30 protein-coding genes, 1 tRNA gene and 1 pseudogene are annotated in these 24,115 nt (G+C 29.4%); 23 read left to right on the top strand and 9 right to left on the bottom strand.

The window, feature by feature from the left end:
- Positions 1-2: 2 nt before the first annotated feature.
- Both ybeY and L8W55_RS00160 read left to right on the top strand, forming a co-directional pair.
- Positions 3-413 (top strand): rRNA maturation RNase YbeY, encoded by a 411-nt coding sequence (gene ybeY / locus L8W55_RS00165; protein WP_263676772.1) that lies wholly within the window; start codon positions 3-5, stop codon positions 411-413.
- A complete protein-coding gene (locus tag L8W55_RS00160) occupies positions 414-1,382 on the top strand; it encodes a DUF3298 and DUF4163 domain-containing protein (RefSeq protein ID WP_263676771.1) in 969 nt (322 codons plus the stop codon).
- 4 nt (positions 1,383-1,386) lie between these two features.
- Here L8W55_RS00160 and L8W55_RS00155 read toward each other — a convergent pair whose 3' ends face one another.
- Entirely contained in the window at positions 1,387-1,797 is a 411-nt protein-coding gene (locus tag L8W55_RS00155; protein WP_263676770.1) for a PepSY-like domain-containing protein, read from the bottom strand.
- A 113-nt stretch (positions 1,798-1,910) separates the two neighbouring features.
- Between L8W55_RS00155 and L8W55_RS00150 the strand changes: the two genes are divergently transcribed.
- Positions 1,911-2,441, top strand: coding sequence for a rhomboid family intramembrane serine protease (locus L8W55_RS00150; RefSeq protein ID WP_263676769.1), 531 nt, complete (start codon positions 1,911-1,913; stop codon positions 2,439-2,441).
- A complete protein-coding gene (locus tag L8W55_RS00145) occupies positions 2,438-2,929 on the top strand; it encodes a SixA phosphatase family protein (protein WP_263676767.1) in 492 nt (163 codons plus the stop codon). The genes L8W55_RS00150 and L8W55_RS00145 overlap by 4 nt, the downstream gene beginning before the upstream one ends.
- A 408-nt stretch (positions 2,930-3,337) precedes the next feature.
- On the opposite strand, the gene L8W55_RS00140 is transcribed toward L8W55_RS00145, so the two are convergent.
- Complete coding sequence (locus tag L8W55_RS00140; RefSeq protein WP_263676766.1) at positions 3,338-3,535, bottom strand: molybdenum cofactor biosynthesis protein; 198 nt, start codon at positions 3,533-3,535, stop codon at positions 3,338-3,340.
- Positions 3,536-3,636: 101 nt separating this feature from the next.
- On the opposite strand from L8W55_RS00140, the gene L8W55_RS00135 reads away from it, so the two are divergent.
- Positions 3,637-4,704 carry a tyrosine-type recombinase/integrase gene (locus L8W55_RS00135; protein ID WP_263676765.1) on the top strand — a complete coding sequence of 356 codons (1,068 nt, stop codon included), beginning with the start codon at positions 3,637-3,639 and terminating at the stop codon, positions 4,702-4,704.
- A 47-nt stretch (positions 4,705-4,751) separates the two neighbouring features.
- A complete protein-coding gene (locus tag L8W55_RS00130) occupies positions 4,752-5,120 on the top strand; it encodes a hypothetical protein (RefSeq protein ID WP_263676764.1) in 369 nt (122 codons plus the stop codon).
- A 2-nt stretch (positions 5,121-5,122) separates the two neighbouring features.
- Here the strand turns inward: L8W55_RS00130 and L8W55_RS07930 are convergent.
- Positions 5,123-5,978 (bottom strand): annotated as a pseudogene (locus tag L8W55_RS07930) (DMT family transporter).
- Between the two features lie 84 nt (positions 5,979-6,062).
- On the opposite strand from L8W55_RS07930, the gene murA reads away from it, so the two are divergent.
- Entirely contained in the window at positions 6,063-7,319 is a 1,257-nt protein-coding gene (gene murA, locus L8W55_RS00115; protein WP_263676761.1) for a UDP-N-acetylglucosamine 1-carboxyvinyltransferase, read from the top strand.
- The gene (locus L8W55_RS00110) at positions 7,316-8,476 is read left to right on the top strand and encodes a molybdopterin molybdotransferase MoeA (protein WP_263676760.1); all 1,161 of its coding nucleotides are present in this window, start codon (positions 7,316-7,318) and stop codon (positions 8,474-8,476) included. The genes murA and L8W55_RS00110 overlap by 4 nt, the downstream gene beginning before the upstream one ends.
- A 23-nt stretch (positions 8,477-8,499) precedes the next feature.
- Here L8W55_RS00110 and L8W55_RS00105 read toward each other — a convergent pair whose 3' ends face one another.
- On the bottom strand, positions 8,500-8,796 hold the full coding sequence (locus L8W55_RS00105) for a hypothetical protein (RefSeq protein WP_263676759.1): 297 nt from the start codon (positions 8,794-8,796) through the stop codon (positions 8,500-8,502).
- A 106-nt stretch (positions 8,797-8,902) separates the two neighbouring features.
- Here L8W55_RS00105 and L8W55_RS00100 point away from each other — a divergent pair.
- The 9 genes from L8W55_RS00100 to L8W55_RS00060 all read left to right on the top strand — a co-directional run bounded on the left by L8W55_RS00100 (position 8,903) and on the right by L8W55_RS00060 (position 16,021).
- Positions 8,903-8,977 (top strand) — tRNA-Gly (locus L8W55_RS00100).
- 71 nt (positions 8,978-9,048) lie between these two features.
- Positions 9,049-9,717, top strand: a complete 669-nt coding sequence (gene flgA / locus L8W55_RS00095) for a flagellar basal body P-ring formation chaperone FlgA (RefSeq protein WP_263676758.1) — start codon at positions 9,049-9,051, stop codon at positions 9,715-9,717.
- Positions 9,714-10,292, top strand: a complete 579-nt coding sequence (locus L8W55_RS00090; RefSeq protein WP_263676757.1) for a UbiX family flavin prenyltransferase — start codon at positions 9,714-9,716, stop codon at positions 10,290-10,292. The genes flgA and L8W55_RS00090 overlap by 4 nt, the downstream gene beginning before the upstream one ends.
- Positions 10,292-10,771, top strand: coding sequence for a pantetheine-phosphate adenylyltransferase (gene coaD, locus L8W55_RS00085; protein ID WP_263676756.1), 480 nt, complete (start codon positions 10,292-10,294; stop codon positions 10,769-10,771). The genes L8W55_RS00090 and coaD overlap by 1 nt, the downstream gene beginning before the upstream one ends.
- A complete protein-coding gene (gene tmk, locus L8W55_RS00080; RefSeq protein ID WP_263676754.1) occupies positions 10,762-11,346 on the top strand; it encodes a dTMP kinase in 585 nt (194 codons plus the stop codon). Before coaD ends, tmk begins: the two co-directional genes overlap by 10 nt.
- A complete protein-coding gene (gene hisS / locus L8W55_RS00075) occupies positions 11,339-12,565 on the top strand; it encodes a histidine--tRNA ligase (RefSeq protein WP_263676752.1) in 1,227 nt (408 codons plus the stop codon). Before tmk ends, hisS begins: the two co-directional genes overlap by 8 nt.
- On the top strand, positions 12,562-14,391 hold the full coding sequence (gene speA / locus L8W55_RS00070) for a biosynthetic arginine decarboxylase (RefSeq protein WP_263676750.1): 1,830 nt from the start codon (positions 12,562-12,564) through the stop codon (positions 14,389-14,391). Before hisS ends, speA begins: the two co-directional genes overlap by 4 nt.
- Positions 14,388-14,993 carry a serine O-acetyltransferase gene (cysE, locus tag L8W55_RS00065; RefSeq protein ID WP_263676748.1) on the top strand — a complete coding sequence of 202 codons (606 nt, stop codon included), beginning with the start codon at positions 14,388-14,390 and terminating at the stop codon, positions 14,991-14,993. Before speA ends, cysE begins: the two co-directional genes overlap by 4 nt.
- Positions 14,990-16,021: a UDP-N-acetylglucosamine--N-acetylmuramyl-(pentapeptide) pyrophosphoryl-undecaprenol N-acetylglucosamine transferase gene (locus tag L8W55_RS00060; protein ID WP_263676746.1), complete on the top strand. Its 1,032-nt coding sequence runs from the start codon at positions 14,990-14,992 to the stop codon at positions 16,019-16,021. Before cysE ends, L8W55_RS00060 begins: the two co-directional genes overlap by 4 nt.
- Here the strand turns inward: L8W55_RS00060 and L8W55_RS00055 are convergent.
- Genes L8W55_RS00055 through L8W55_RS00035 form a run of 5 tightly spaced genes read right to left on the bottom strand, consistent with a single transcriptional unit; the run spans position 16,014 to position 19,255 of the window.
- A complete protein-coding gene (locus tag L8W55_RS00055) occupies positions 16,014-16,631 on the bottom strand; it encodes a YggS family pyridoxal phosphate-dependent enzyme (protein WP_263676744.1) in 618 nt (205 codons plus the stop codon). The two genes, L8W55_RS00060 and L8W55_RS00055, sit on opposite strands and share 8 nt — an antisense overlap.
- Positions 16,632-16,637: 6 nt before the next feature.
- Positions 16,638-17,885 carry an RNA polymerase factor sigma-54 gene (locus L8W55_RS00050; protein ID WP_263676742.1) on the bottom strand — a complete coding sequence of 416 codons (1,248 nt, stop codon included), beginning with the start codon at positions 17,883-17,885 and terminating at the stop codon, positions 16,638-16,640.
- Complete coding sequence (gene lptB, locus L8W55_RS00045; protein ID WP_039618272.1) at positions 17,885-18,610, bottom strand: LPS export ABC transporter ATP-binding protein; 726 nt, start codon at positions 18,608-18,610, stop codon at positions 17,885-17,887. Before lptB ends, L8W55_RS00050 begins: the two co-directional genes overlap by 1 nt.
- The gene (gene tsaE / locus L8W55_RS00040; RefSeq protein WP_263676741.1) at positions 18,603-19,010 is read right to left on the bottom strand and encodes a tRNA (adenosine(37)-N6)-threonylcarbamoyltransferase complex ATPase subunit type 1 TsaE; all 408 of its coding nucleotides are present in this window, start codon (positions 19,008-19,010) and stop codon (positions 18,603-18,605) included. Before tsaE ends, lptB begins: the two co-directional genes overlap by 8 nt.
- Entirely contained in the window at positions 19,007-19,255 is a 249-nt protein-coding gene (locus tag L8W55_RS00035) for an RNA-binding S4 domain-containing protein (RefSeq protein ID WP_263676739.1), read from the bottom strand. The genes tsaE and L8W55_RS00035 overlap by 4 nt, the downstream gene beginning before the upstream one ends.
- A 113-nt stretch (positions 19,256-19,368) precedes the next feature.
- On the opposite strand from L8W55_RS00035, the gene L8W55_RS00030 reads away from it, so the two are divergent.
- From L8W55_RS00030 to L8W55_RS00005, 6 genes are read left to right on the top strand one after another with little or no spacing between them, the layout of a single operon-like run.
- Positions 19,369-20,589 (top strand): argininosuccinate synthase, encoded by a 1,221-nt coding sequence (locus L8W55_RS00030; protein WP_263676738.1) that lies wholly within the window; start codon positions 19,369-19,371, stop codon positions 20,587-20,589.
- Positions 20,590-20,601: 12 nt separating this feature from the next.
- A complete protein-coding gene (gene rplI, locus L8W55_RS00025; RefSeq protein WP_039618280.1) occupies positions 20,602-21,045 on the top strand; it encodes a 50S ribosomal protein L9 in 444 nt (147 codons plus the stop codon).
- A complete protein-coding gene (gene hslV, locus L8W55_RS00020) occupies positions 21,045-21,587 on the top strand; it encodes an ATP-dependent protease subunit HslV (RefSeq protein ID WP_039618282.1) in 543 nt (180 codons plus the stop codon). The genes rplI and hslV overlap by 1 nt, the downstream gene beginning before the upstream one ends.
- Positions 21,584-22,903 carry an ATP-dependent protease ATPase subunit HslU gene (gene hslU / locus L8W55_RS00015; RefSeq protein WP_133318898.1) on the top strand — a complete coding sequence of 440 codons (1,320 nt, stop codon included), beginning with the start codon at positions 21,584-21,586 and terminating at the stop codon, positions 22,901-22,903. Before hslV ends, hslU begins: the two co-directional genes overlap by 4 nt.
- Positions 22,900-23,772, top strand: a complete 873-nt coding sequence (gene era, locus L8W55_RS00010; protein ID WP_263676737.1) for a GTPase Era — start codon at positions 22,900-22,902, stop codon at positions 23,770-23,772. Before hslU ends, era begins: the two co-directional genes overlap by 4 nt.
- Positions 23,762-24,016, top strand: coding sequence for a hypothetical protein (locus tag L8W55_RS00005; protein WP_263676736.1), 255 nt, complete (start codon positions 23,762-23,764; stop codon positions 24,014-24,016). The genes era and L8W55_RS00005 overlap by 11 nt, the downstream gene beginning before the upstream one ends.
- Positions 24,017-24,115: the final 99 nt, after the last annotated feature.

Genomic DNA, 24,115 nt, shown 5'->3' with positions numbered 1-24,115 from the left:
TAATGATTTTTTGTGAAGAAGAAATGGATATTTCTTTTCTTAAAAAAATTGCCCAAAAAATGAGTGATCAAAATATAGAACTTGTTTTGGTAGATGAAAAAACCATGCATGAAATTAATCTTAATCAAAGGGGGGTAGATAAAACTACAGATGTTTTATCTTTTCCTTTAGTGCAAAATTGTGAAAATTTACTTGGCAGTATAGTGATAAATTTAGATGAAGTAAGTAAAAAGGCTATGGAATATAAACATAGTGAAAAAGAAGAAATGGCACTGCTTTTTATACATGCTATGCTTCATTTACAAGGTTATGATCATGAGATAGATCAAGGACAGATGAGACAAAAAGAACAAGAATGGATTGAGTATTTTAAATTGCCAAAAAGTTTGATTATAAGAGTGCAAGGGGATTAAATGTTTAAAAAGATTGCTTTGAGTTTAAGTTTATGCGCGAGTTTGTATGCTTATAATGAAAATACATTTACACTAAATATTTTAAAAGGAAATGAATTTGATATTTACCTATATAGCTCTAGCAAAAGCAATACTAGCTATGGATTTGTCCAAACAAAACAAAAGCAATACAGTTTTTGGGGTAGTGCTAAAAATGATGAGTATTATATAGATATAGCAGATTTTGGAACTTGCGTTTTAAAAGATATATACAAAAATAAATTTGAAGCCCTATGTAAAATAGATGGTATAAAAAAAGAATTTAGCTTTTTAACTAATAAATCCAACGCAAGTATTTATCAATTATCACTTAAAGAACAAAAACAAGTAGAAGACAATAAGAACATTGAGTTTGATTTTAGTGAAGATATATTAAAACTATCAAGTCAAAATAAAAATTTAGAAAAAATTATTGATGATTTTAATGAGAATTTGGATAAAAATTCATTAAAACAAAAAGCAAAAGAAAGTTTTGGTAAATGGAATAAAGAAGATATTTCTAATAATGAGTTTTTTTCTCAAGCTTATATATTTTATCAAGATGAGCATATTATCTCTTTGGGAAAAAATATTTATGAGTATAAAGGTGGTGCTCATGGTATGACTAATTTTTTAAGAAAAACTTATAGTATTGATGACATGAAGCTTCTTAGATTGAAAAATGAGTTAAAAATAGAAAATGAAGATTTTCAGAATATGATTAAGCAAAAAATTTTAAGTTTATATAATGAAAATGAGTTATTTGATATTAAAGAGCTTAAAATAAGTGAAATTTTCGAAGTGAGAAAAAACGGATTAGTTTTGATATGGGAGCCTTATGATATAGCTCCATATTCAACAGGAGTAATTGAAATTTTTATAAGTTATGATGAGTTAAAACCTTTTTGGAAAAATAATTCAAAATTAGCTTATTTGAGTAAAATCAAATAAGCTTTTAATCATCAAATTTTTGCCTTAAAATCGTTCCGTTATCATCTATGTAAAGTTTCATTTGATTATTAAGTTTGATTTTATAATAAGAAATTTTTCTTTCTATTTCTATGATTGCTGTGTTAGGATAGATATTTTTAATGGTATTTTGTATTGCTAGGGGTAAAATCGCATAATTTAACGATCTAAAATTTTCAGCCTCTTTAAATTCTCCATTAAGTGAAAACTCAATCTCGCTCCCATCGCTTAAATAAATCTCATAAGAATAACCATCTTGCTCTACTAGACCTATTTCTGCATTAAAATAATCTTTAATAAATTGTTTGATGTTTACCGGCAAAGAATCAGGTGCTATGACTATGCCCGCATTAAGAGTATTTAGAGTGATAAAAAAAGCTAAAGCTAGTTTTTTCATTTTTAACCTTATTTTATTTTTGACGATATTGTATCTTATTAGTGTGAATTTTATGTGTAAGCTAGAATTTAAATAGCTTTTTGTTATAATTATTAAAAATACAAAGTAGGGCAATGATAGCTTCTTTTTTAATCGCTTTAAATATTGTGATATTTGTCTTTGTGAATTATCTTTATTTTGGATCTTTAAATTTAGATGCTATTTTAGGTTTAAATTTATTTTTCTTTCAAGGATTTTACTGGCAAATTCTAAGCTCAATGTTTATGCATGGAAATTGGCCTCATTTGATTTTAAATATGATAGTGCTTTTTCAATTTGGCTCTATGCTTGAAAAATACTTAAAAAGTTTTAAATTCGCTTTGCTTTATTTAATCGGTGGAATTCTTTGCTCTTTACTTAGTGCTTTTTATGTGTATTTGAGTTTTGATGGTAGTTTTGTAAATGTAGTGGGTGCAAGTGGTGCTATATGTGTTTTAATGGGATATTATGCATATTTGGATAAAACTGCTACTAAAGGACTTATCGTAGCTATATTGTTAATGAGCTTTGTGCCTATTTTTATGGGTGTAAATATAGCTTGGTATGCACATATTTTTGGCTTTATATGTGGATATGTTTTGGGTAAATTTAAGGTTATAAGATGAAATATATCTATTTTATTCGTCATGCTAAAGCTCAAAAAGAAAATTACGATCAAGATTTGCAACGAGAGCTTAGTTCCAGTGGAAAAGATGATCTAAAAACTATGATTTATAGGATTAAAGATTTAGAATTTAAAGCTCAAAGCATTATCTCAAGTCCTGCTAGGCGTTGTATAAAAACAGCGCAAAAACTCTGCAAAAGCTTTTCTTTAAAAGAAAAAGATATTAAGATAGAAAAAAACTTTTATGATGGTAATTTAGAGGATGTATTAAATTTTATAAAAGAATTAAAAGAGAGTAGGGTAGTGCTAATTATGCATAATCCTTTATTGCAAGAACTTTGTGAATATTTAGCCCATATAGATTTAGAAAATTTTCCAACTTCTGCTATTTTATGTATGCAATTTGATATAAAAGAATTTAAAGATATAAAAGAACACAGTGGGGAAGTTGTGTTTTTTGATTATCCTAAAAGTCAAGAAAATAACTAATCTACATTTTTAAACTTCAATTTTATTTAAGCAAAAATACAAACTAAAATTTAGTTGAAATAAAAAATATACATCTTTAGTCTTTCATAGCTACATAAAATAACTTATAATATTTTTCAAAAAATTATACTTATTTTTTTATGGATAAGTTATTTTCACTCAAAAATCAAAATGCTTTAAAATACTATAATATAGGTATTTTAAAATACATTTTACTTATGAAAGTGTAGATAAATATAAAAGTTTGAAAATTATAGTTTTCAATACAAAATATATATAATTTCAAGATTTTACTATTTATCATATAATTTTACATACATATTAAGTTTAAGTTAAAATATTTTTATAGACTAAAAAAGCTAAAAGGAAAATAAATATAAAAGTTTAGCTTGTATGGAATTTTTGGTTTTATTTGGATTTTTGGATTAATCTTGAAAGTTGTCTTGCTAAAAGTTTAGCGCTATTTTCATCTTTACTAAGTTTTTTCATATTTTCTCTAAATTCATAAAGCCTTTTTTCTTGTGCAAAGTCATTTGAAGTATTATTTTGTTTTGAGGTGTTGCTTTGGTTTACTTGCTTTTGCGTAGTTTTTTTCTTAAAAAACATATTATCACCCTATTTTGTTTTTTATAATTATAGCTTGATATTTTTTAAGTAATATTTTTTTATAATTTTTTAAGCTGTTTTAGAAGTTTTGGAGACTAAAAATGAAATATCCTCTAGATTATAAAGAAAATTTTGAAAAGTCATTTTTATTTTGGCTTTGTAGATATGTGAAATTTAAGCTTAATTCTTTGTCAAATAAGGAATTAAAAGACCCCCAAGCCTTGGCTGTAGTAAATTTAGCTCTAAATAAGGGTGTTAAAAATATACAAGAGCTTGATGCTTATGTAAAAAAAGCAAGAAATGCAGGACTTAGCGGTGTAAATACGTATTTTAATCCTTTGAAAAAACTTTATGAGTATTTGTTATTTTACAAGCTTTATTCACTAAAACAAATTGATGAAGAGCTTTTAGTGGAAATTTTAGCAAGTATTAGTGCTTCTTTATCTGATGCGAGTAAGAAAAATTATCGTATAGCTGTGATTAATTTTTTTGCATTTTTAGATAAGCAAAATGAAGAAGATCAAAAGGCGCACATTTTTGATATTAATCTTAAAAATTGGGCGGGTATAAGTGGTTCTAAGGGGGTTAAGCTACCTGAGTATATGAGTGAAGATGAAGTGAGTAAATTTTTAGATGCTATCGATAATACAGATTTTAAAAGCAATACTATACGCAATCGTTTGATTATTAAAATCATCATTTTTACAGGAATTAGGGTTAGTGAAGCTATTAATATAAAATTAAAAGATATTAGCGAAGAAAATGATCTTTATATTATACGCATTAGAGCTAAAGGTAATAAATACCGCGTTGTGATGATTAAAAAAGAGCTTATAGAACATCTTTTAAAAGATGTAAGGGTAAATTATCTTTCTTGTGATGGGCTTTTGTTTGTCAATCGCAATGGTAAAGCCCTAACCCAAGCTTATGTTTCTCGTATAGTAGAACAAATTTTATTTAAAGCAGGAATTCGCAAGCAAAAAAACGGAGCTCATATGTTAAGACACACTTTTGCTACCCTACTTTATAAAAAACAAAAAGATTTAGTTTTGGTCCAAGAAGCACTAGGTCATGCAAGCTTAAATACTTCAAGAATTTACACACACTTTGATAATGAAAAGCTCAAATTAGCCGCAGAAGTAGCAAAAAAACTTCACGATAGAAATTAATTTTTTATAAAAAAATCCGATATATCCTTTAAAAGAAAGGATATATCATGCAAATAAATGATTATGCTAGTAAAATCAATCCTTATGTTTTAAACACTCAAACAAAAGAAAAAGAAAGCAAAGAAAATAAGAATTTTATAGAGTTTAAATTTACTCAAGGTATAAAAGAACTTGAAAAAAGTGTTAAAGAAAGTCAAAATGGAGAAAAATCAGAAGATGAGTTAAGTAAGCTTTATAAAGAACTTTCTAAAATACAAACTAAAATAGCAGAATTAAATGCTAAATTACAATCAAGCCAAGATCCACAAAAAGCTCAAATGATCAATTCTCAAATTCAAAGTTTAAATTCGCAAATGCAAAGCATTTATGCAAGAATAACTCAAATGTTATCTCAAGCAATGCAAGCTATGCAATGACTTTAATGTTTTTTAGCATTTAAAAACACACTAAGAATGATCAAAGCAAAAGCAAAAAGATCAATCACGCTATAAATAGTTCCTAAAAATAAAAAACTCATAAAAGTAGCAGCCACAGGTTCTATACAAGCTATCATACTAGCTTTAAAAGCTCCTATTAATTCAACTCCTTTTAAATATAAACAAAAAGCCCCTATTGTACCTATAAATACAATCCCACTCATAGCCAAAAAGGAATTTAAAGAAAAATCATGTTTTGGGATATTTCCTTGTAATAATACAAAAAGCAAAAAAGAAGCAAATAAACTAGCCAAACCCATGATTAAAAATAAGCCATATTTTGCTATGATAAGTCTAGCACTCAAAGAATAAAATGCCACTCCAAGAGCTCCAAAAAAGCCCAAATAACACCTCTTATGTCAAGTTTTAATGCATTAATATCCCCATTTGTTATAAGTAAAAATAAGGCAAAAAGTATTAAAAACAAAGCGATTAGCTCTATTTTTTTAGGTAAAATTTTATTTTTAAAACACATAAAAAGCATTATGATTAATGGTGCGTTGTATTGTATCATCCGTGGCAGTTCCTGCATCGGTATAATAAATGGCTTTAAAATAACCATATTGAGTTATCAATAAACCAAAGATAGAAAAATTAAAAGAGAGCTAAGTTCTTGTTTTTGCTTTAGTAATTTTAATTTAAATTTTTTGCACCCAAAATTATTAAAATAACGCCAGTAAAAAGCAAACGATAAAAACTTACCCATTCAGCAGAATAATGATTTTTAAACAAATATTCAGCCAAAACTCCACTTACAACCCAAAATATCCCACCAAGTATGACTAGAAAAACTCCCAAAAAATACCTTTAATCTTATTAATTTATATAATATTTGTAGTAAAATATTATTATATCATTATGTATATATTTTAAGGAAAATTAATGACTTATTTAGAGATTGATGGTGTTGAAAAGTTAAATGGAGAAGTGATAATAAGTGGTGCAAAAAATGCAGCACTTCCTTTGATAGCTTCAAGTATTTTAGCTAAAAATGAAGTTCAAATTTCAAATTTACCAAATGTAGCAGATATTTGCACCCTACTTTCTTTGCTTGAAAATTTAGGAGCAAATTATACTTTTAAAGACAATTTTGCAAAAATAAATACAAAGCATTTAAATAAAACCATAGCAAAATATGACATCGTGCGTAAAATGCGCGCTTCCATACTTACTTTAGGGCCTTTACTAGCTAGATTTGGAAATTGCGAAGTTTCTTTACCGGGAGGTTGTGCTATAGGCCAACGCCCTATTGATTTACACCTTTTAGCTTTAGAAAAAATGGGGGCTAATATTGAGATCAAGCAAGGTTATGTGGTAGCTAGCGGAAAGCTTAAGGGTGCTGATGTAATGTTTGATAAAATCACTGTTACAGGTAGTGAAAATATCATCATGGCAGCAGCTCTAGCTCATGGTAAAACTAGACTTTTAAATGTTGCTAAAGAGCCTGAAGTGGTACAACTTTGTGAGGTTTTAGCTAGGGCTGGGCTTGATATACAAGGCATAGGATCTTCTGAACTTGAAATTTATGGCACAAGTGGAGAACTTTTAGAATTTAAACCTTTTGAAATCATTCCTGATCGCATTGAAGCAGGAACTTATTTGTGTGCAGGAGCTATCACTAACTCAAAAATCACTCTAAAAAAAGTCAATGCAAGCCATCTTAGCGCAGTTTTGACAAAGCTAGAGCAAATGGGTTTTAGCTTTGATATTAATGAAGATAGTATTAGTATAAATCCTGCTAAAGAAATCAAACCGGTTGAAATTTTAACTAGCGAATATCCAGGTTTTCCAACGGATATGCAAGCACAATTTATGGCTTTAGCTTTAAAAGCAAATGGTACAAGTATTATTGATGAGAGATTATTTGAAAATCGTTTTATGCATGTAAGTGAGCTTTTAAGAATGGGAGCTGATATAAGATTAAACGGGCATATTGCTACTATAAATGGCACTAAAGAGCTTTTGGGAGCTGATGTTATGGCTACTGATTTGCGTGCGTCTTCTGCTTTGATTTTAGCAGCTTTAGCAGCTAAAGGAACTAGTAAAATTCATAGAATTTATCATCTTGATAGAGGATATGAAAATTTAGAAGAAAAATTTAAAAAACTAGGTGCAAGTATAAGAAGGCTTGAAGAATGAGAGATATTTTTGCAACTTTAAATTTTTTAAAAGAACAAATCAAAGCAAAAAATGAATTTCAAAAAGTAAATTTGACGCAAGCTTTGGGGTGTATTTTATATGAAGATGTTTTTGTGGAAAAAAACCTACCCACTTTTGATAATTCTGCTCTAGATGGTTATGCGTTAAATTATGCACATAAGAATGAATTGCTAAAAATAAAAGGAAGCATTTTAGCAGGCGATAAAAATGATTATATTTTAGAAAAAAATGAATGCTATAAAATTATGACAGGAGCTAAAATTCCTCAAAATGCAAATACCATTTTAATGTTTGAAGAAGCTTTGCTTGAAGATGAAAAGCTCAATGCCAAAAACGCTAAAGAAAACAATGCCATCCGTTTTAAAGGCGAGGAAGCAAAGCTTGGAGAGCTTTTGTTTAAAAAGGGACAAAAAATCACTTCAGGTATGATAGCTATGCTTGCTGCTCAAGGAATTTATGAGTTAAATGTCATTAAAAAATTGCGTGTTGGGATTTTTTCAAGCGGAGATGAGCTTGTAGAACCTTGGGAAAATGCCGATGAATACAGCATATACAATGCAAATGCTTTTGGAATTTATGCTATTTTGCAAGATTATGCTGATGTTGAGTATTTAGGGCTTATAAAAGATGATTTAAATGCATATAAAAAGCTTTTAAAAAATAAAGAATTTGATATGCTTATAAGCAGTGGTGGAGCTAGCGTGGGTGAGGCTGATTTTATCAAACAAGCTTTGCTTGAGTGTGATTTTAGCCCTATTTTTGAAAAAGTCAATGCTAAACTTTGCAAGCATGTAAAACTTTTTAGTAAAAGCGATATGTTTTTTCTAGCCCTACCAGGAAATCCTTTAGCCTCTTTAGTTTCAACGCGTATTTTTGCAAAAAATATACTCAATTTACTTTATGGTAAAGAACTTTTGAAATTTGATAATGCAAGATTGACTAAAGATTTAAATTTCAAAGGTCAAAGAAATGATTTTGCTTTTGGAAAATTAGTCGATGGATATTTTAAACCAAGTGAAGCTAAATTTGGCTCAGGTATGCTAAAACCTTTATGTGAAAACACGCATATTTTAATCACGCAAATTGATGATATAAAATTAGTAAAAGATCAAGAAGTTAAAGTTTTAAAAATTTAATAGGGTATTGCTATTTTGAATGATTAACTTCTTGCTTTATCTAAGGTTTTAAAAAGATTATTTAAGATATTTTCTTCATTTTTTTGGTATTTGCTTTGGCGTAGTTTCTCCCAAGCATATACGCTATAATCTTTAGAAATCGAACCTATATTTAAATCTGTATTACTAAAAGCATTGTTGCTATCTTTTTTATACTCTTTTTCTTCTTTGTTTTTTAAAGCATTTAAAGTAGCTTGAAATTCATCTGAAGATGTGTTTTTTTCTTTGATTTTTGTCATATTATTTAGGGCTAGCGGACTATTTTTATCATTTACTTGCATGAGTACTCCTTTAAAATTTAATAATCACAAGCAAAAAACATTCCTTAATTTTAAAAACTTGACAATAAAATAAAGTTTTGATAAAATCACACTCTACTTTCAAAATGCGGGAATAGCTCAGGGGTAGAGCACAACCTTGCCAAGGTTGGGGTCGCGAGTTCGAATCTCGTTTCCCGCTCCACTTCTTTTAACTAAAATCAAACTTTTTTAATGTATTATATGATTAATATATTTTTATAAAAGGTTGCTGTATTGTTTTTTAAACAAATCATTCTAGTTTTATTTTTTTATACTTTTAGCTTTGCTTCAAATTTTGATGAAGTAAAATTAGCTTTGATTAAAGAATTTAAGACAAATTATCCGCAACTAGAAATCATTTCTTTAGATCTTAACACTCAATCAAGCTTGCCTGCTGATTTTAATCAATATATTTTTTTAAAATTAGGTAATCATAATTTTGATAGAGCTGATGGTTTTGTAAAGGCTGAATTTAAAACTCCAGAGCAGTTTAAAAAAAATATATTTTTTAAGTATTTTTTAAAGGCAAAATTAGAAGTTTTACAAACTACGCGCCCTATTTCGCGTAATGAAAATTTAAGTCCTGCTAGTTTTAAAATTTTAAAAATTCCTTTTGATAAAGCTCCTCAAGGTGTATTAAAAAAAGATGAAATCGCAAATTTAATAGCCAAAAGCAATATAAGAGAAAATATGATTTTAAAATATAATATGTTTAAAACCAAAACCCTTATACAAAGAAATGATTCTGTTTATGGTATTATCAAAGATGGGGATTTAAGCATGATGATAGAATTAAAAGCCTTGCAAAGTGGGAATTTAAACCAAAGAATTCGCCTTAAGAATAAAGATGGAAAAGTCGTGCATGGTAAAGTTATTAGTAAAAATTATGTGGAGTTAAAATGAGAAAAATTTTAGTAGGTATTAGCGGGGCTAGTTCTTGTGAGCTTGGCTTTTTATTATTAAAACATTTAAAAGAAAAAGGGCAAATTTATGCCATTATAAGCAAAAATGCAAAAATAAGCTTTGCAAAAGAAAATTCTCTTTTAGAAAATATAGACTTTTTGCAACACATAAAAGATAAATTTGAGCTTGAACATGTAAATTTTTTAGATAATGAAGACATTAGTCAATGCGTTGCAAGTGGATCTTTTGGCATAGAAACGACTTTTATCACACCTTGCTCTATTAACACTTTAGCAAAAATTGCTTGTGGTATAAATGATACTTTACTTACAAGGGCTACAGGAGTGGCTTTAAAAGAACGCAAAAAACTTATACTTGGAGTAAGGGAAATGCCCTATTCTACTTTAAATTTAGAACAAATGGCTAAACTTTCTAGCTATGGAGTTATCATTGCTCCTCCTGTAATAGCAAGTTATGCTAAGATTGATAATTTAGAAAAATTATATGAATTTATCATAGGAAAATGGCTTGATCTAGCAAATATTGAGCATAATTTATACCAAAGGTGGCAATGATGGCTAGTTGTATATACCCAGGGACATTTGATCCTATCACTAATGGACATTTAGATGTTATCATTAGAGCTAGTAAGATGTTTGAAGAAGTAATCGTTGCTATAGCTAAAAGTGAGAGTAAAAAGCCTATGTTTAGCTTAGAGCATAGAGAAAAAATGGTAAAAATTGCTACAAAAGACTTAAAAAATGTTAAAATTGTAACTTTTGATAACTTACTAGTAGATCTTGCTAAAAATTTGCAAATAAATATCATTATAAGAGGCTTAAGAGCGGTGAGTGATTTTGAGTATGAACTGCAACTTGGTTATGCAAATCACATGCTTTGGGAAGATTTTGAAACCATATATCTTATGCCAAATTTAAAAAATTCTTTTATTTCAAGCTCTATAGTAAGATCAATTTGTGCTCATAATGGTGATGTGAGCAAGCTTGTGCCAAAAGAAATTATACCTTTATTAAAGGAGAGAGATTGTATATAGCTTTTGAAGGGGTTGATTGTGTGGGTAAAAGCACGCAAATAGAGCTTTTGAAAAAATATTTTCATAATGCATTTTTTACTAAAGAACCAGGTGGAAGTGAGCTTGGAGTGCATTTGAGAAAAATTTTATTAGAAAGTAAAATGCAATTTTCTAAAAAGGCTGAGCTTTTGCTTTTTTTAGCAGATAGAGCAAATTTAATCGACATGCATTTAGCGCAAAATAAAAACAAACTTATCATTTCAGATCGTAGTTTTATTTCTAATATGGCTTATGCAAGATGTGATTTTGATCAAAATATTTTATTTGAGTTAAATTCTTTTGCCACAGGTGGACTTTTTCCACAAAAGGTTGTATTTTTGCATGGTTCTAAAGAGCTTATTGAGCAAAGACTTTCTAAAAAAGATCTAGATAGTATTGAAAAAAGAGGGATTGAGTATTTTTTAAATATACAAAATGCTTTAGAAGAAACTTTAGAGTTTTTAAAAACTAAAATAGATATAAAAATTTTAAAATTAGATGCTTCTTTGAGTATTGAAAATTTACATGAAAAGATTAAGGAATTTATAGATGATTAATGCTTTAAAAGGAATGAAAGATTTACAAGATGACCAAGCTATTCTTTATGAAAGAGTAGTTAAAACTTGTGAAGAAGTAGCTAAAAACTATGGTTTTACTTTTATTAATTGTCCGCATTTAGAACTTACTAAGCTTTTTAAAAGAAGTGTTGGGGAAAGCTCTGATATAGTTGGCAAAGAAATGTATGAATTTGTTGATAAAGCAGGTAATGATGTGTGTTTGAGGCCTGAAGGGACAGCTGGAGTGGTAAGATCATACATAGAAGCTAAAATGGATAAGGCTCAAAGTGTTAAAAGATGGTTTTATCATGGCTCTATGTTTCGCTATGAAAGGCCACAAAAAGGAAGATTGCGTGAATTTCATCAATTTGGTGTAGAAAGCTTTGGCATAGCAAATGTATATGAAGATGCGAGTATTATTTTAATGCTAAATGAAATTTTTAAACGCTTAGAAATTCACACAAGCTTGAAAATTAATTCTTTAGGCTGTAAAGAATGTATGGGTGTATATAAAGAAAAACTCATAGCTTTTTTAAATTCTAAAGAAGGTTTTTGTGAGGATTGCTTAAGAAGAAAAGACTTAAATCCTATTAGAGTGCTTGATTGTAAAAATGATCATTGTCAAAGTTTAATCGAAAATGCGCCAAAACTAAGTGAAAATTTATGCCCATGTTGTAAAAAAGATTATGAAAAATTACAAAAACTTTTAAAAGAAAATGATGTTGAGTTTGAATGTGATGAGAAATTAGTACGCGGGCTTGATTATTATTCTAAAAGTGCATTTGAGTTTGTTAGTGATGAAATCGGTGCAAAAGCTGCTGTGGCAGGTGGTGGAAGATATGATAGATTGATTGAGTATTTAGATGGTAAAAGTGGCTATGGCGTGGGTTTTGCTATGGGTATAGAAAGGATTATGGCTATTTTAGAGCAAAAACAAAGCGTAAAATCAAGAGAAGGAATTTATCTTTGTGCTATGGATGAAGCTTATATAGATACTATTTTTAAATTAGCAAATACTTTAAGAAAAAAACATAAAGTATATTTAAGCTATGAAGCAAAAAAACTTGCAAAGCATTTAAACCAAGCAGATAATGCTAATGCTAAAATCTTTTTGTGTATAGGTGAAGATGAAATGCAAAAAGAAGAGATTTTTTATAAAAATTTGGAAAATAAAGATACTAAAAATATAAAATTAGCAAATTTGGAGAATGAGTTATGATTGATTATGGTATTAATATTTGGGGTGCAAATAATTTTATCATTGAAAATGGCAAAGTATGTGTAAATCATGGTAAAAAACCTGCTATTATAGATATAGTAAATACTTTGCGTGATGATGGTTATAAGGGGCCATTGTTACTTCGTTTTCCTCATTTAATCCATAAGCAAATTGAGCAAATTTATGATAAATTTGCTAAAGCAAAAAAAGAATTTAATTATAAAGGTTCTTTTAATGCTGTGTATCCTTTAAAAGTCAATCAATATCCAGGTTTTGTAAAAAATTTAGTTAATCTAGGTAAAGAATATAACTATGGCTTAGAAGCAGGAAGTAAGGCTGAGCTTTTACTAGCTATGGCTTATAATAATGAAGGTGCACCTATAACGGTTAATGGTTTTAAAGATAAAGAACTTATAAACATGGGCTTTATAGCGTGTGAAATGGGTCATAATATCACTTTAACTATGGAAGGACTTAATGAGCTTGAAGCGATGATTGAAATTGCTAAAAATCGTTTTAAGCCAAAGCCAAATATAGGCTTAAGGGTGCGCTTGCATTCAGCTGGGGTAGGAATTTGGGCAAAAAGTGGTGGTATAAATTCAAAGTTTGGTTTAACATCTACTGAGCTTATTGAAGCGGTAAATCTTTTAAAAGCTAATAAACTTTTAGATCAATTTACTATGATACATTTTCATTTAGGCTCACAAATTACTGAAATTCATCCTTTGAAAAAAGCTTTAAATGAAGCGGGTAATATCTACACTGAGCTTAGAAAAATGGGTGCAAAAAATTTAAAAGCTATTAATCTTGGCGGGGGTTTGGCAGTAGAATACTCTCAGTTTAAAAATGAAACAAGTAGAAATTACACCTTAAGTGAGTATGCAAACGATGTTGTGTTTATTTTAAAAGGCATTGCAGAACAAAAAAAAGACTTAGAGCCTGATATTTTTATAGAAAGTGGGCGTTTTGTAGCGGCTAATCATGCTGTTTTAGTAGCGCCTGTTTTAGAGCTTTTTTCTCAAGAATACACAGAAAGCAAGCTTTTATTAAAAGATAAAAATCCAAAACTTATTGATGAGCTTTATGATTTGTATAAAAATATAAAAGCTTCTAATGCGCTTGAGTATTTACATGATAGTATTGATCATATGGAGAGTATTTTAACCTTGTTTGATTTGGGTTATGTAGATTTACAAGATCGCTCTAATAGTGAAATTTTAGTGCATTTGATTATGAGAAAAGCTATTTCTTTAGTGGGTGATCAAGCTGATTTATCGAGTTTGCAAAATGAAGTACAAGAAAAATATTTAGTGAATTTTTCAGTATTTCAGTCTTTACCTGATTTTTGGGGCTTGGAGCAAAATTTCCCTATCATGCCACTTGATAGACTCAATAAAAAACCTACAAGAAGCGCAAGTATATGGGATATAACTTGTGATAGTGATGGAGAAATTTCTTATTCTAAAGATAATCCTTTGTTTTTACATGATATTGATGTAGAAGCTGAAGATTATTTTTTAGGATTTTTCCTAGTGGGAGCTTATCAAGAAGTCCTTGGTATGAAGCATAATCTTTTTACACATCCAACCGAAGCTTGTATAAGCATTAATGAAAAGGGTTTTGAAGTAGAAAGCGTACTAGAGGCTCAATCTATTTTAGATACCTTAGAAGATCTTGACTATGATATTCATGCAATTATGGATAATATTAATGAAAAAATTTATGCTTCAAAACTTGTTAATGAAAATCAAAAAAAGCATATTTTGGGTGAAATTTATTTATTTTTAAATGATAATGGATATTTAAAAAGCATAGGTTCTAAATGAGTATTTTTAAACTAATCAAAGAAGATTTTTCTATGCCAAAGCAAAAAGATCCTGCATATAGATCTTGTGTGGAATTAGTTTTTAACTATCCTGGCGTTTGGGCTGTGGTAAATTATCGCTTTGCACATTTTTTTTACCAAAAAGGTTTTAAAAAAATAGCAAGAATTATTAGTGGAATTTCACAGTTTCTTACTGGAGTTGATTTGCACCCTGGGGCACATTTGGGTAGAAGGATATTTATAGATCATGCATGTGGGGTTGTGATTGGTGAGACTTCTATTATAGGTGATGATGTTTTGATTTATCAAGGTGTTACTTTGGGTGGAACGAGTTTAGATAAAAATACCAAAAGACATCCTACTATAGAAGATGGTGTGATTATAGGTTCTGGGGCTAAAATTTTAGGCAATATTACCATAGGTAAAAACGCCAAAATAGGTTCAAATGCAGTTGTATTAAAAGATGTTGGGTCAAATTTAACAGCTATTGGCATACCTGCTTATATTAAAGAACATGGTAAGATTGATTATGAAGAAAAAATCGCTAAATTAGAAGCAAGACTTGCTATTTTAGAAGAAAAGCTAAATAAAGAGGATAAATGATAGTAATTACAGGTGGAGGCACAGGAGGACATTTGGCTATAGCTAGATGTTTATTACAAAGTGCAAAAAAACAAGGTTTAGAGTGTATTTACATAGGAAGTGAAAATGGCCAAGATAGACTTTGGTTTGAAAATGAAGATGGTTTTTATAAAAAATACTTTCTAAGTTCTCAAGGCGTTGTTAATAAAAAAGGCTTGGCTAAGGTTCAATCGTTTTTGCATATTGTAAAACTTGCAAGAAAAACAAAACAAATTTTAAAAGAACATAATATTAAAGTAGTTTTTAGTGTGGGTGGATATAGCAGTGCTCCAGGTGCCTTTGGTGCTTTAATGGCAAATATCCCACTTTTAATCCATGAGCAAAATTCAAAAATGGGAAGTTTAAATTCACTTTTAAAGCCTTTTTCTAAAGCTTTTTTTACTGCTTTTGATGATCAAGTTAATAAAGCAAATACTTTCTTTTGTCCTTATCCTATTAGCGAAATTTTTTCACAAAAAGCAAGAGTGAGAAAAGAATTAAAAAATATTATTTTTCTTGGTGGCTCTCAAGGGGCTAAATTTATTAATGATCTTGCTTTAGAAAATGCTTTATACTTTAAAGAAAAAGGTATAAATATCATTCATCAATGTGGCAAGAATGATTATGAAAGATGTAAAAAAGCTTATGAGGATTTAAATGTCAATGTAGAGCTTTTTGACTTTGATAAAAACATTATAGATAAAATTTCTAAAGCAGATTTAGCCATATCAAGATCAGGTGCAAGTAGTCTTTTTGAGCTTAGTGCAAATTTACTTCCTTGTATTTTCATACCTTATCCCTATGCAGCTAAAAATCATCAGTATTTTAATGCTTTGTATTTAAAAGAGCGTAATTTATGTGAAATTTTAACCCAAGAAGAAAAATATCAATTTTTAAATTTGGTAGAAAATTTCTCATTAGAAGAAAAATCTTTAGCCTTGCAAGAGTTAAAAAGTGAAAATGGTGCAGATTTTATGATAGAAAAAGCAAAACAAATGGGGTTTATTTAAATAAAATACTCCCCAAACGCACCATATTTGAGCCACATTTTATAGCTAGCTCAAAATCCCCACTCATACCCATAGAGCAAATTTTTGCCCCATGTTTTTGTAAATTTTCATAGATTTTAAAAGTTTGCTCAAAACTTTCTTGAACTTTTTCCTTATCCATAGAACCTATACACATAATGCCTACTAGATTTAAATTTTTACACTCTTCTTGTATTTGCAAATACTCTTCTATGGCCTTATTTTGCTCTATACCACTTTTAGAACTTTCATTGGCAGTATTTATTTCTAATAAAGTATCTAATTTATAATTAAGTCTTTTATCTACAGCTTTGGCGCTTTTTAAGCCATTACAAGATTGCCAAAGTAACGGGTTTTGTTTGATTAAAAGATTGATTTTGTTACTTTGAAGATTACCTATAAAATGCCATTTGATTTCTAAATCTTGAAGTTTTTCTTTTTTTAAAGCTAAAGCTTGGACTTGATTTTCTCCAAACTCTACAACACCTTGCTTAAAAAGCTCTCGAATTTGTTCATCTTGAACATACTTGCTAGCTGCTACTAAACGCACATTTTGTTTTATGGTTTTTTCAAAAATACTTTCTAAATTCATCTTTTCCTACATCAATTCATATAATTTTTTACGCTCACTTGAGCTTCCTATGCCAAGTTGCATACGATATTTAGTGATAGTCCTACGCCCTAGTTGTACACTTGGGAATTCTTTTTGAGTGAGTTCAAGAATTTTTAAATCACTCAAAGGTTTTTTAGGATTTTCTTTTTTAATTAAATTACTAAGAAAATCTTTAATAGTTGCATTAGAAGTTTCACCATCATCAACTGCGGTGGTAAAGAAAGACTTTAAGGGTATTAAACCTCTATCACAACTTAGGTATTTATTTGCAATTGCCCTTGAAATGGTAGAAGCATTTCTTTCAAGATCTTGTGCTAAGTCTTTAAGCTGCATAGGTTTAATATCCCCGCCCATGAAAAAATCATATTGATATTCTATAATCATAAGCCCTATTTTATAAAGGGTAGCTTTACGCATGGCTAGTGCATCGATTAAATTTTTAGCATCTTTTAAATAAGCACTTAAAAACTCATGATCTAAACCATCTGCTTCAAAAGCAATTTCAGGGTAATAATCATCATTGATTTTAATTTTAATTTCACCATTTTCTTGATAAATAAATATATCAGGAATGATTTCCATACTCTCTTCAAAATATTCTAAAAAAGGCGGAATGGAGATTTTTTTAATTATCGCTATAGCCTTTTTATACAAAGGATCTTTGATAAAATCTTTTGCATTTTCTAAATTTAAAATTAACATTTTGCAAAACTCATAAAGCTCATCATCTAAGTCAAAATGTTCTAGTGCAAAAATAAAAGCTTCTTGATTATCTTTTGCCCCTACTCCAACGGGATCAAGGTATTTAAATCTTTGTCTGATTTTTTCTACTTCTAAAGGATCAAATTCACCTAAAATTTCCTCATCATATTCAAAATAACCTTCATGATTTAAACATTCTATGATTTTTTCAGCAATGGTTTGGGATTTTTTAGTAGGAAAAAATGGTGGTATGATTTGCTCGCTTAAAAGTTCATACACATTTTTTACTTCCAAGCTTTTTGCATCAATCATTTGCGTGGTGGTATTTTTACTAAAATATTCTTGATAATACTTGTTTTGATTGTTTGTAATGCTTGAGTTTTCTTTAATCTCTATAAAAGGATTTTCTTTAGCAAATTCATCTAAGCTTTCTTTTAGATCTTCAATATTAGCTTGCAATATAGGAAGCCAAGATCTTAAGGTTTGTGATAGTTTTGCTTTTTGTGTTATAGAGGTTTTTTGTTTAAGCATTATTCAAGTCTAAACTCACTTCCAAGATAGTATTTTTTCACATCTTCATTATGCGCAATTTCATTAGCATTGCCACTAGCTAGCAACCTTCCGCTTCTAATTACATAAGCTCTATCGCAAATTGCTAGAGTTTCTCTTACATTATGATCGGTGATTAAAACACCTATATTCATAGCTTTTAAATCATTAATTAAACTTTGAATTTCACTCACTGCTATAGGATCAACCCCAGCAAATGGTTCATCAAGAAGTAAAAATTTAGGATCACACATAAGTGATCTTGCTATCTCACAACGCCTTCTTTCGCCCCCGCTTAAACTCATACCTTTTCTGTGTCTAATAGGTTCTATGCTAAGTAATTCTAGCATTTGCTCTATCTTTTGTTCTAATAAATTTTTATCCTTATATATTACTTGGGCGGCTAAAAGTAAATTTTCTTCTACGCTTAAGTCTTTGAAAACACTACTTTCTTGAGGTAAATACCCAATGCCAAGCTTTGCTCTTTTATTAAGTGGTTCTTTTGTGATATCTTGTGAGTCTAAAAACACCTGCCCACTTGTTGGTAAAATAAGTCCACATATCATATAAAAACTGGTAGTTTTTCCTGCCCCATTAGGCCCTAAAAGTCCAACAACTTCCCCACTTTGCACTTCTAGTGAAACATCATGTATGATTTTAGTTTTTTTAATGATTTTTTCTAAATTTCTAGCTTCTAGCTTACTCATGTATTATATACTTTCTTTTATTTTCATAAGGAATGATTTGTAAAATTATATTAAAAATTTGATATTTATCTAAGTATTTTTTTAATTTTTCATCACCCCACTCTACCAAATGCAAACCCTCTTCAAAAAAATTTTCAATCAAACCATTTTTTAAAAGTCCATTAAAACCTTCTTGATAAATATCATAATGATACATTTTACCTTGTTGAAAATCATACTCTTGCATGATAGAAAATGTAGGAGAATTAAGCGTTTTTTCCACTCCAAGAAATTGAGCATAATTTTGCACCAAAGTAGTTTTACCGCTTGCTAAATCCCCTTGAAGTAAAATAACTCCATTTTTAGGCAAAATTTCACAAAGCTTATAAAGCTCATTTTGGCTTAAAATCATTTCTTTCATTGAATTTTTACCACATATTTTTCTTGCATAGCTTTTGGTATGCTTTTGGTTGTTGGTATGTCTAAGACTTTATAGATATTAGTATATTCTATAAATTTAATGCTTATTTCATCGCCAATTTTTACTTCTTTACTAGCTTTAACTGCTTGATTGTTTATACTTACTACGCCACTTTTACACATATCTTCTGAAATAGCACGGCGCTTAGTGATATTAACTACATTTAAAAACTTATCTATTCTCATAAAAATATTTTATCAAAAAATACAAGAAAATGTTATAAAATGTCTGAATATTTTACATTATATTAAGCTAAATTCGTTAAATTTTACAATTATTTTTACAAAGAGGAAAGACAATGAAAAAAGATATCAAAAAAGTGGTTTTAGCATATTCTGGTGGACTTGATACAAGTATAATTTTAAAATGGTTACAAGATGAGTATAAATGTGAAGTAGTAACTTTCACAGCAGATATTGGACAAGGTGAAGAGCTTGAGCCTGCTAGAAAAAAAGCACTTTCTTTGAGTGTAAAAGAAGAAAATATTTTTATTCAAGATTTAAAAGATGAATTTGTAAAAGATTATGTATTTCCTATGTTTAGAGCAAATGCTATTTATGAAGGAGAATATTTACTAGGTACAAGTATAGCAAGACCTTTGATAGCAAAAGCTTTAGTAGAAATAGCAAATAAAACAAAAGCAGATGCTATTAGCCATGGGGCAACCGGTAAAGGGAATGATCAAGTGCGTTTTGAATTAGGTGCTTTGGCGCTAAATCCAAATTTAGCCATCATTGCTCCTTGGAGGGAATGGGATTTAAATAGCCGTGAAAAACTCTTAGCTTATGCACAAAAACATGGCATTGATATAGCTAAAAAACCAGGTAAATCACCTTATTCTATGGATGCAAATTTATTACATATTTCTTATGAGGGTTTAGTGCTTGAAGATCCTGCGGCTAAACCTGAAGCAGATATGTGGCGCTGGGTGAAAGATTTAAAAGAAACTCCAAATGAAAGTGAAGTGATAGAGCTTGAGTTTAGTAAAGGCGATTTATGTGCTATTAATGGAGAAAAAATGTCTCCTGCGCAGCTTTTAGCAAAACTTAACGAGCTTGGTGCAAAATATGGTATAGGTCGTCTTGATATTGTTGAAAATCGCTATGTGGGTATGAAAAGTAGAGGTTGTTATGAAACTCCAGGTGGAAGTATACTTTTAAAAGCACATCGTGCTATAGAAAGTATCACTCTTGATAGAGAAGCAGCGCATTTAAAAGATGAATTAATGCCAAAATATGCAAGTTTAATTTATAATGGTTATTGGTTCTCGCCTGAAAGATTAATGCTTCAAGCCTTAATTGATGAGTCACAAAAATATGTAAATGGTAAAGTTAAACTTGAATTATATAAAGGTAATGTAATGGTAATAGGCAGAGAAAGTGCGAATGATAGTTTATTTAGCGAGGCTTATTGTACTTTTGAAGAAGATGCTGTGTATGATCAAAAAGATGCAGCAGGCTTTATAAGATTAAATGCTTTGAGATTTATCATCGCAGGTAAAAATGGAAGAAAATTTTAAAAAAGGAAAACAATGAAAGTATTATTGATTAAAGATGTAAAAAGCTTAGGAAAAGCAGGAGAAGTTAAAGAAGTAAAAGATGGATATGGACAAAATTTTTTAATTGCCAAAGGTTTTGCCAAAGCTGCTACACATGAAGTTTTAAAACAATACGAAGCAGAGCAAAAGAAAAAGGCAGAAAATTTAAGATTTGAGCTTGCAAATTTGGAAAAATTAAAAGAAGAATTATCTAAAATCACTATTTGTATAGCTAAGCCTGTAGGAGCTAATGGAAGCTTGTTTGGTGGGGTTACTAAAGATGAAATCGCACATGCGCTAAAGGATCAAAAAGGCATAGAGCTTGATAAAAAAAGCTTAGAATGTGATACTATAAAAGAACTTGGTGTGCATGAAATTTCAGCAAAATTAGGCCATGCAATTCATGCTGTGTTTAAGCTAGAAGTTAAAGGAGAATAATGTTTCACGCAACTACAATTTTAGCTTATAAAGGTAAAAATAAGTCTGTAATTGGCGGAGATGGACAAGTAAGTTTTGGAAACACTGTTTTAAAAAATAATGCAGTTAAAATTAGAAAATTAAATAATGGAAAAGTATTAGCAGGTTTTGCAGGAAGCACTGCTGATGCTTTTAATCTTTTTGATATGTTTGAAAAACTACTTTCTAGTTCTAAGGGTGATTTATTAAAAGCTGCAATAGATTTTTCAAAAGAATGGCGTAAGGATAAATACCTAAGAAAACTTGAAGCAATGATGCTAGTATTAGATAGAAATCATATATTTTTACTTTCAGGAACTGGAGATGTAGTTGAGCCTGAAGATGGTGCTATAGCAGCTATTGGTAGCGGGGGTAACTATGCACTTTCTGCTGCAAGAGCTTTAGCTAAACATTCAAGTTTAGATGAAGAAGAATTAGTTAAAGAAAGCTTGCAAATAGCTGGTGAAATTTGCATTTATACTAATACAAATATTAAAACTTATGTAATTGAGGATGATAAATGAATTTAACTCCAAAAGAGATTGTAAAATTTTTAGATGATTATGTAATTGGACAAAAAAACGCCAAAAAAATCATAGCAATTGCTTTAAGAAATCGTTATAGAAGAATGCAGCTTAGTCCTGAACTTCAAGATGATATCATGCCAAAAAATATTTTAATGATAGGATCAACTGGGGTTGGTAAAACAGAGATTGCAAGACGCCTTGCTAAGATGATGGGACTTCCTTTTGTAAAAGTTGAAGCAAGTAAATATACTGAAGTTGGTTTTGTTGGACGTGATGTGGAAAGCATGGTTAGAGATTTAGCTAATGCTGCTTTAAATTTAGTAAAAAATGAAGAAAAAGAAAAAAATAAAGACAAAATTAATGAATTTATAGAAAATAAGATTTTAGAAAAACTTTTACCGCCTTTACCAAAAGGTGTTAGTGAAGAAAAACAAGAAGAATATCAAAATTCTTTAGAAAAAATGCGCGTGAAATTAAAAGCTGGTGATTTAGATGATAGCACAATAGAAGTTGAAATTTCACAAAGCGTGTTTGATACTAATCCAAATTTACCACCTGAAATGGGTGCTATGCAAGATATAGTAAAAGTTATTGGCGTGGGTAATAAAAAAGTTAAAAAAGAAATGAAAGTAAAAGATGCAAGAATAGCCTTAGCTCAAGAAGCAAGTGAGAAAATTCTTGATATGGAAAGCATTAAAGGCGAGGCTTTAAGAAGAGCAGAAAATGAAGGGATTATTTTTATTGATGAGATAGATAAAGTAGCAGTTTCAAGCTCAAATTCAAACCGTCAAGATCCAAGCAAAGAAGGGGTGCAAAGAGATTTGCTTCCTATAGTTGAAGGTAGTACTATACAAACTAAATTTGGACCTTTAAAAACTGATCATATTTTATTTATTGCAGCAGGTGCTTTTCATCTAAGCAAACCAAGTGATTTAATCCCTGAACTTCAAGGGCGTTTTCCTTTAAGAGTTGAGCTTGATTCATTAGATGAAGATGCTTTGTATGCTATTTTAACAAGACCTAAAAATTCATTACTAACACAATATATTGAGCTTTTAAAAACTGAAAATGTAGAGCTTGTTTTTGAAGATGAGGCTATTAGAGAAATAGCAAAAATAGCAAGTAAGGCCAATGAAGAAATGCAAGATATTGGTGCAAGACGCTTACATACAGTAGTGGAAAAACTTTTAGAAGATATTAGTTTTGAAGCAGATGAATATGCTGGAAAAGTTTATAAAATAGATGATTTTAAAGTGCAAGTTAAACTTGGAGATATCATAGAAAATAAAGATTTAGCTAGGTATATCTTGTGAAAAGTGGCTTTATAAGCATAGTGGGTAGAACTAATGCAGGAAAAAGTTCTATCCTAAATTCTTTATTAGAAGAAAAAGTTGCTATGGTTTCTCATAAGCAAAATGCCACAAGAAGAAAGATCAATGCGATTATAATGCATGAAAATCATCAGCTTATTTTTATAGATACACCAGGTTTGCATGCAAGCTCTAAAGCTATGAATCAGCTTATGATTGATTTGGCGATTAAAAGCATTGCAGATTGTGATGTGATTTTATTTGTAGCTAGTATTTATGATGATATTAAAGATTATGAAAATTTTTTAAGTTTAAACCCTAAAGTGCCACATATTGTATTAATCAATAAGGTTGATTTGGTAAAAAAAGAAGTTTTACTTAAAAAATTAAGTGAGTATTCTCAGTATAGCTCACATTTTAGTGCTATTATCCCCTATTCTGCAAAGCAAAAATTTTATAAAAAAATTCTTTTAGATGAGATGATTAAGTATTTGCCTGAACATCCGTATTATTTTGATCCTGAGTTTATTACTACCACAAATGAAAAGGATATTTATAGAGATTTTATTTTAGAAGCTATATATGAAAATTTAAGTGATGAAATTCCTTATAGCACTGAAGTAAAAATAGAAAAAATCAAAGAACTAGAGCAAATTTATTATATCAATGCCATTATCATTACAGATAGTAATTCTCACAAAGGAATGATATTAGGTAAAGATGGTGCTACAATTAAGCGTATAGGTAAAGAAGCTAGGGTTAAAATAGAAAAATTAGCACAAAAAAAGGTAATGTTAAAATTGTTCGTTCAACTTGAGAAAAATTGGCATAAAAACGAGCAAAACCTTAAGAAAATCCTTTATGATGAGTAAGAAAACAATTCTAAAAGATTTTCTTGCTTATGAAAAGCTTTTATATATTAAATTTGCAAATCCTATTAGCGAAGATGAAATTTTAAAAAAGAGCTTTGAGGAGCTTGGTCTTAAAGATGATTTTTCTTATAAGCTAAAGTATTTTCAAGATAAATCTTTTACTCATGTATTCTTGTGCAAGTATGAAGATATTTTAGATATTGATTATATAATCCCAGAACCCCTACTTTTTGAAGTGTTGTAAATAGTGAAAATCTTGCATTATTATTTAAAGAAAAATATATAGTTTTAGTGGAGTATTTAGGGTGTGAGTTTCAAAATTGTAAAATTATACCGTTAAACA

This window comes from Campylobacter sp. FU_520 (genome assembly GCF_025772385.1).
Lineage (GTDB): Bacteria > Campylobacterota > Campylobacteria > Campylobacterales > Campylobacteraceae > Campylobacter_D > Campylobacter_D lari_C.
The sequence above is the reverse complement of the archived record's forward strand: the minus strand, read 5'-3'. Positions and strand labels throughout refer to the sequence as shown.

Coding starts and splice junctions, on each gene's coding strand:
- tsaE (WP_263676741.1), bottom strand. CDS start 19,010: ATGAAAGAAATGATTTTAAGCCAAAATGAGCTTTATAAGCTTTGTGAA.
- hslV (WP_039618282.1), top strand. CDS start 21,045: ATGTTTCACGCAACTACAATTTTAGCTTATAAAGGTAAAAATAAGTCT.
- L8W55_RS00110 (WP_263676760.1), top strand. CDS start 7,316: ATGAGAGATATTTTTGCAACTTTAAATTTTTTAAAAGAACAAATCAAA.
- ybeY (WP_263676772.1), top strand. CDS start 3: ATGATTTTTTGTGAAGAAGAAATGGATATTTCTTTTCTTAAAAAAATT.
- L8W55_RS00140 (WP_263676766.1), bottom strand. CDS start 3,535: ATGTTTTTTAAGAAAAAAACTACGCAAAAGCAAGTAAACCAAAGCAAC.
- L8W55_RS00105 (WP_263676759.1), bottom strand. CDS start 8,796: ATGCAAGTAAATGATAAAAATAGTCCGCTAGCCCTAAATAATATGACA.
- cysE (WP_263676748.1), top strand. CDS start 14,388: ATGAGTATTTTTAAACTAATCAAAGAAGATTTTTCTATGCCAAAGCAA.
- rplI (WP_039618280.1), top strand. CDS start 20,602: ATGAAAGTATTATTGATTAAAGATGTAAAAAGCTTAGGAAAAGCAGGA.
- hslU (WP_133318898.1), top strand. CDS start 21,584: ATGAATTTAACTCCAAAAGAGATTGTAAAATTTTTAGATGATTATGTA.
- L8W55_RS00130 (WP_263676764.1), top strand. CDS start 4,752: ATGCAAATAAATGATTATGCTAGTAAAATCAATCCTTATGTTTTAAAC.
- L8W55_RS00145 (WP_263676767.1), top strand. CDS start 2,438: ATGAAATATATCTATTTTATTCGTCATGCTAAAGCTCAAAAAGAAAAT.
- murA (WP_263676761.1), top strand. CDS start 6,063: ATGACTTATTTAGAGATTGATGGTGTTGAAAAGTTAAATGGAGAAGTG.
- L8W55_RS00150 (WP_263676769.1), top strand. CDS start 1,911: ATGATAGCTTCTTTTTTAATCGCTTTAAATATTGTGATATTTGTCTTT.
- hisS (WP_263676752.1), top strand. CDS start 11,339: ATGATTAATGCTTTAAAAGGAATGAAAGATTTACAAGATGACCAAGCT.
- L8W55_RS00005 (WP_263676736.1), top strand. CDS start 23,762: ATGATGAGTAAGAAAACAATTCTAAAAGATTTTCTTGCTTATGAAAAG.
- L8W55_RS00060 (WP_263676746.1), top strand. CDS start 14,990: ATGATAGTAATTACAGGTGGAGGCACAGGAGGACATTTGGCTATAGCT.
- L8W55_RS00135 (WP_263676765.1), top strand. CDS start 3,637: ATGAAATATCCTCTAGATTATAAAGAAAATTTTGAAAAGTCATTTTTA.
- L8W55_RS00155 (WP_263676770.1), bottom strand. CDS start 1,797: ATGAAAAAACTAGCTTTAGCTTTTTTTATCACTCTAAATACTCTTAAT.
- L8W55_RS00090 (WP_263676757.1), top strand. CDS start 9,714: ATGAGAAAAATTTTAGTAGGTATTAGCGGGGCTAGTTCTTGTGAGCTT.
- L8W55_RS00050 (WP_263676742.1), bottom strand. CDS start 17,885: ATGCTTAAACAAAAAACCTCTATAACACAAAAAGCAAAACTATCACAA.
- L8W55_RS00035 (WP_263676739.1), bottom strand. CDS start 19,255: ATGAGAATAGATAAGTTTTTAAATGTAGTTAATATCACTAAGCGCCGT.
- lptB (WP_039618272.1), bottom strand. CDS start 18,610: ATGAGTAAGCTAGAAGCTAGAAATTTAGAAAAAATCATTAAAAAAACT.
- L8W55_RS00055 (WP_263676744.1), bottom strand. CDS start 16,631: ATGAATTTAGAAAGTATTTTTGAAAAAACCATAAAACAAAATGTGCGT.
- speA (WP_263676750.1), top strand. CDS start 12,562: ATGATTGATTATGGTATTAATATTTGGGGTGCAAATAATTTTATCATT.
- coaD (WP_263676756.1), top strand. CDS start 10,292: ATGGCTAGTTGTATATACCCAGGGACATTTGATCCTATCACTAATGGA.
- L8W55_RS00160 (WP_263676771.1), top strand. CDS start 414: ATGTTTAAAAAGATTGCTTTGAGTTTAAGTTTATGCGCGAGTTTGTAT.
- L8W55_RS00030 (WP_263676738.1), top strand. CDS start 19,369: ATGAAAAAAGATATCAAAAAAGTGGTTTTAGCATATTCTGGTGGACTT.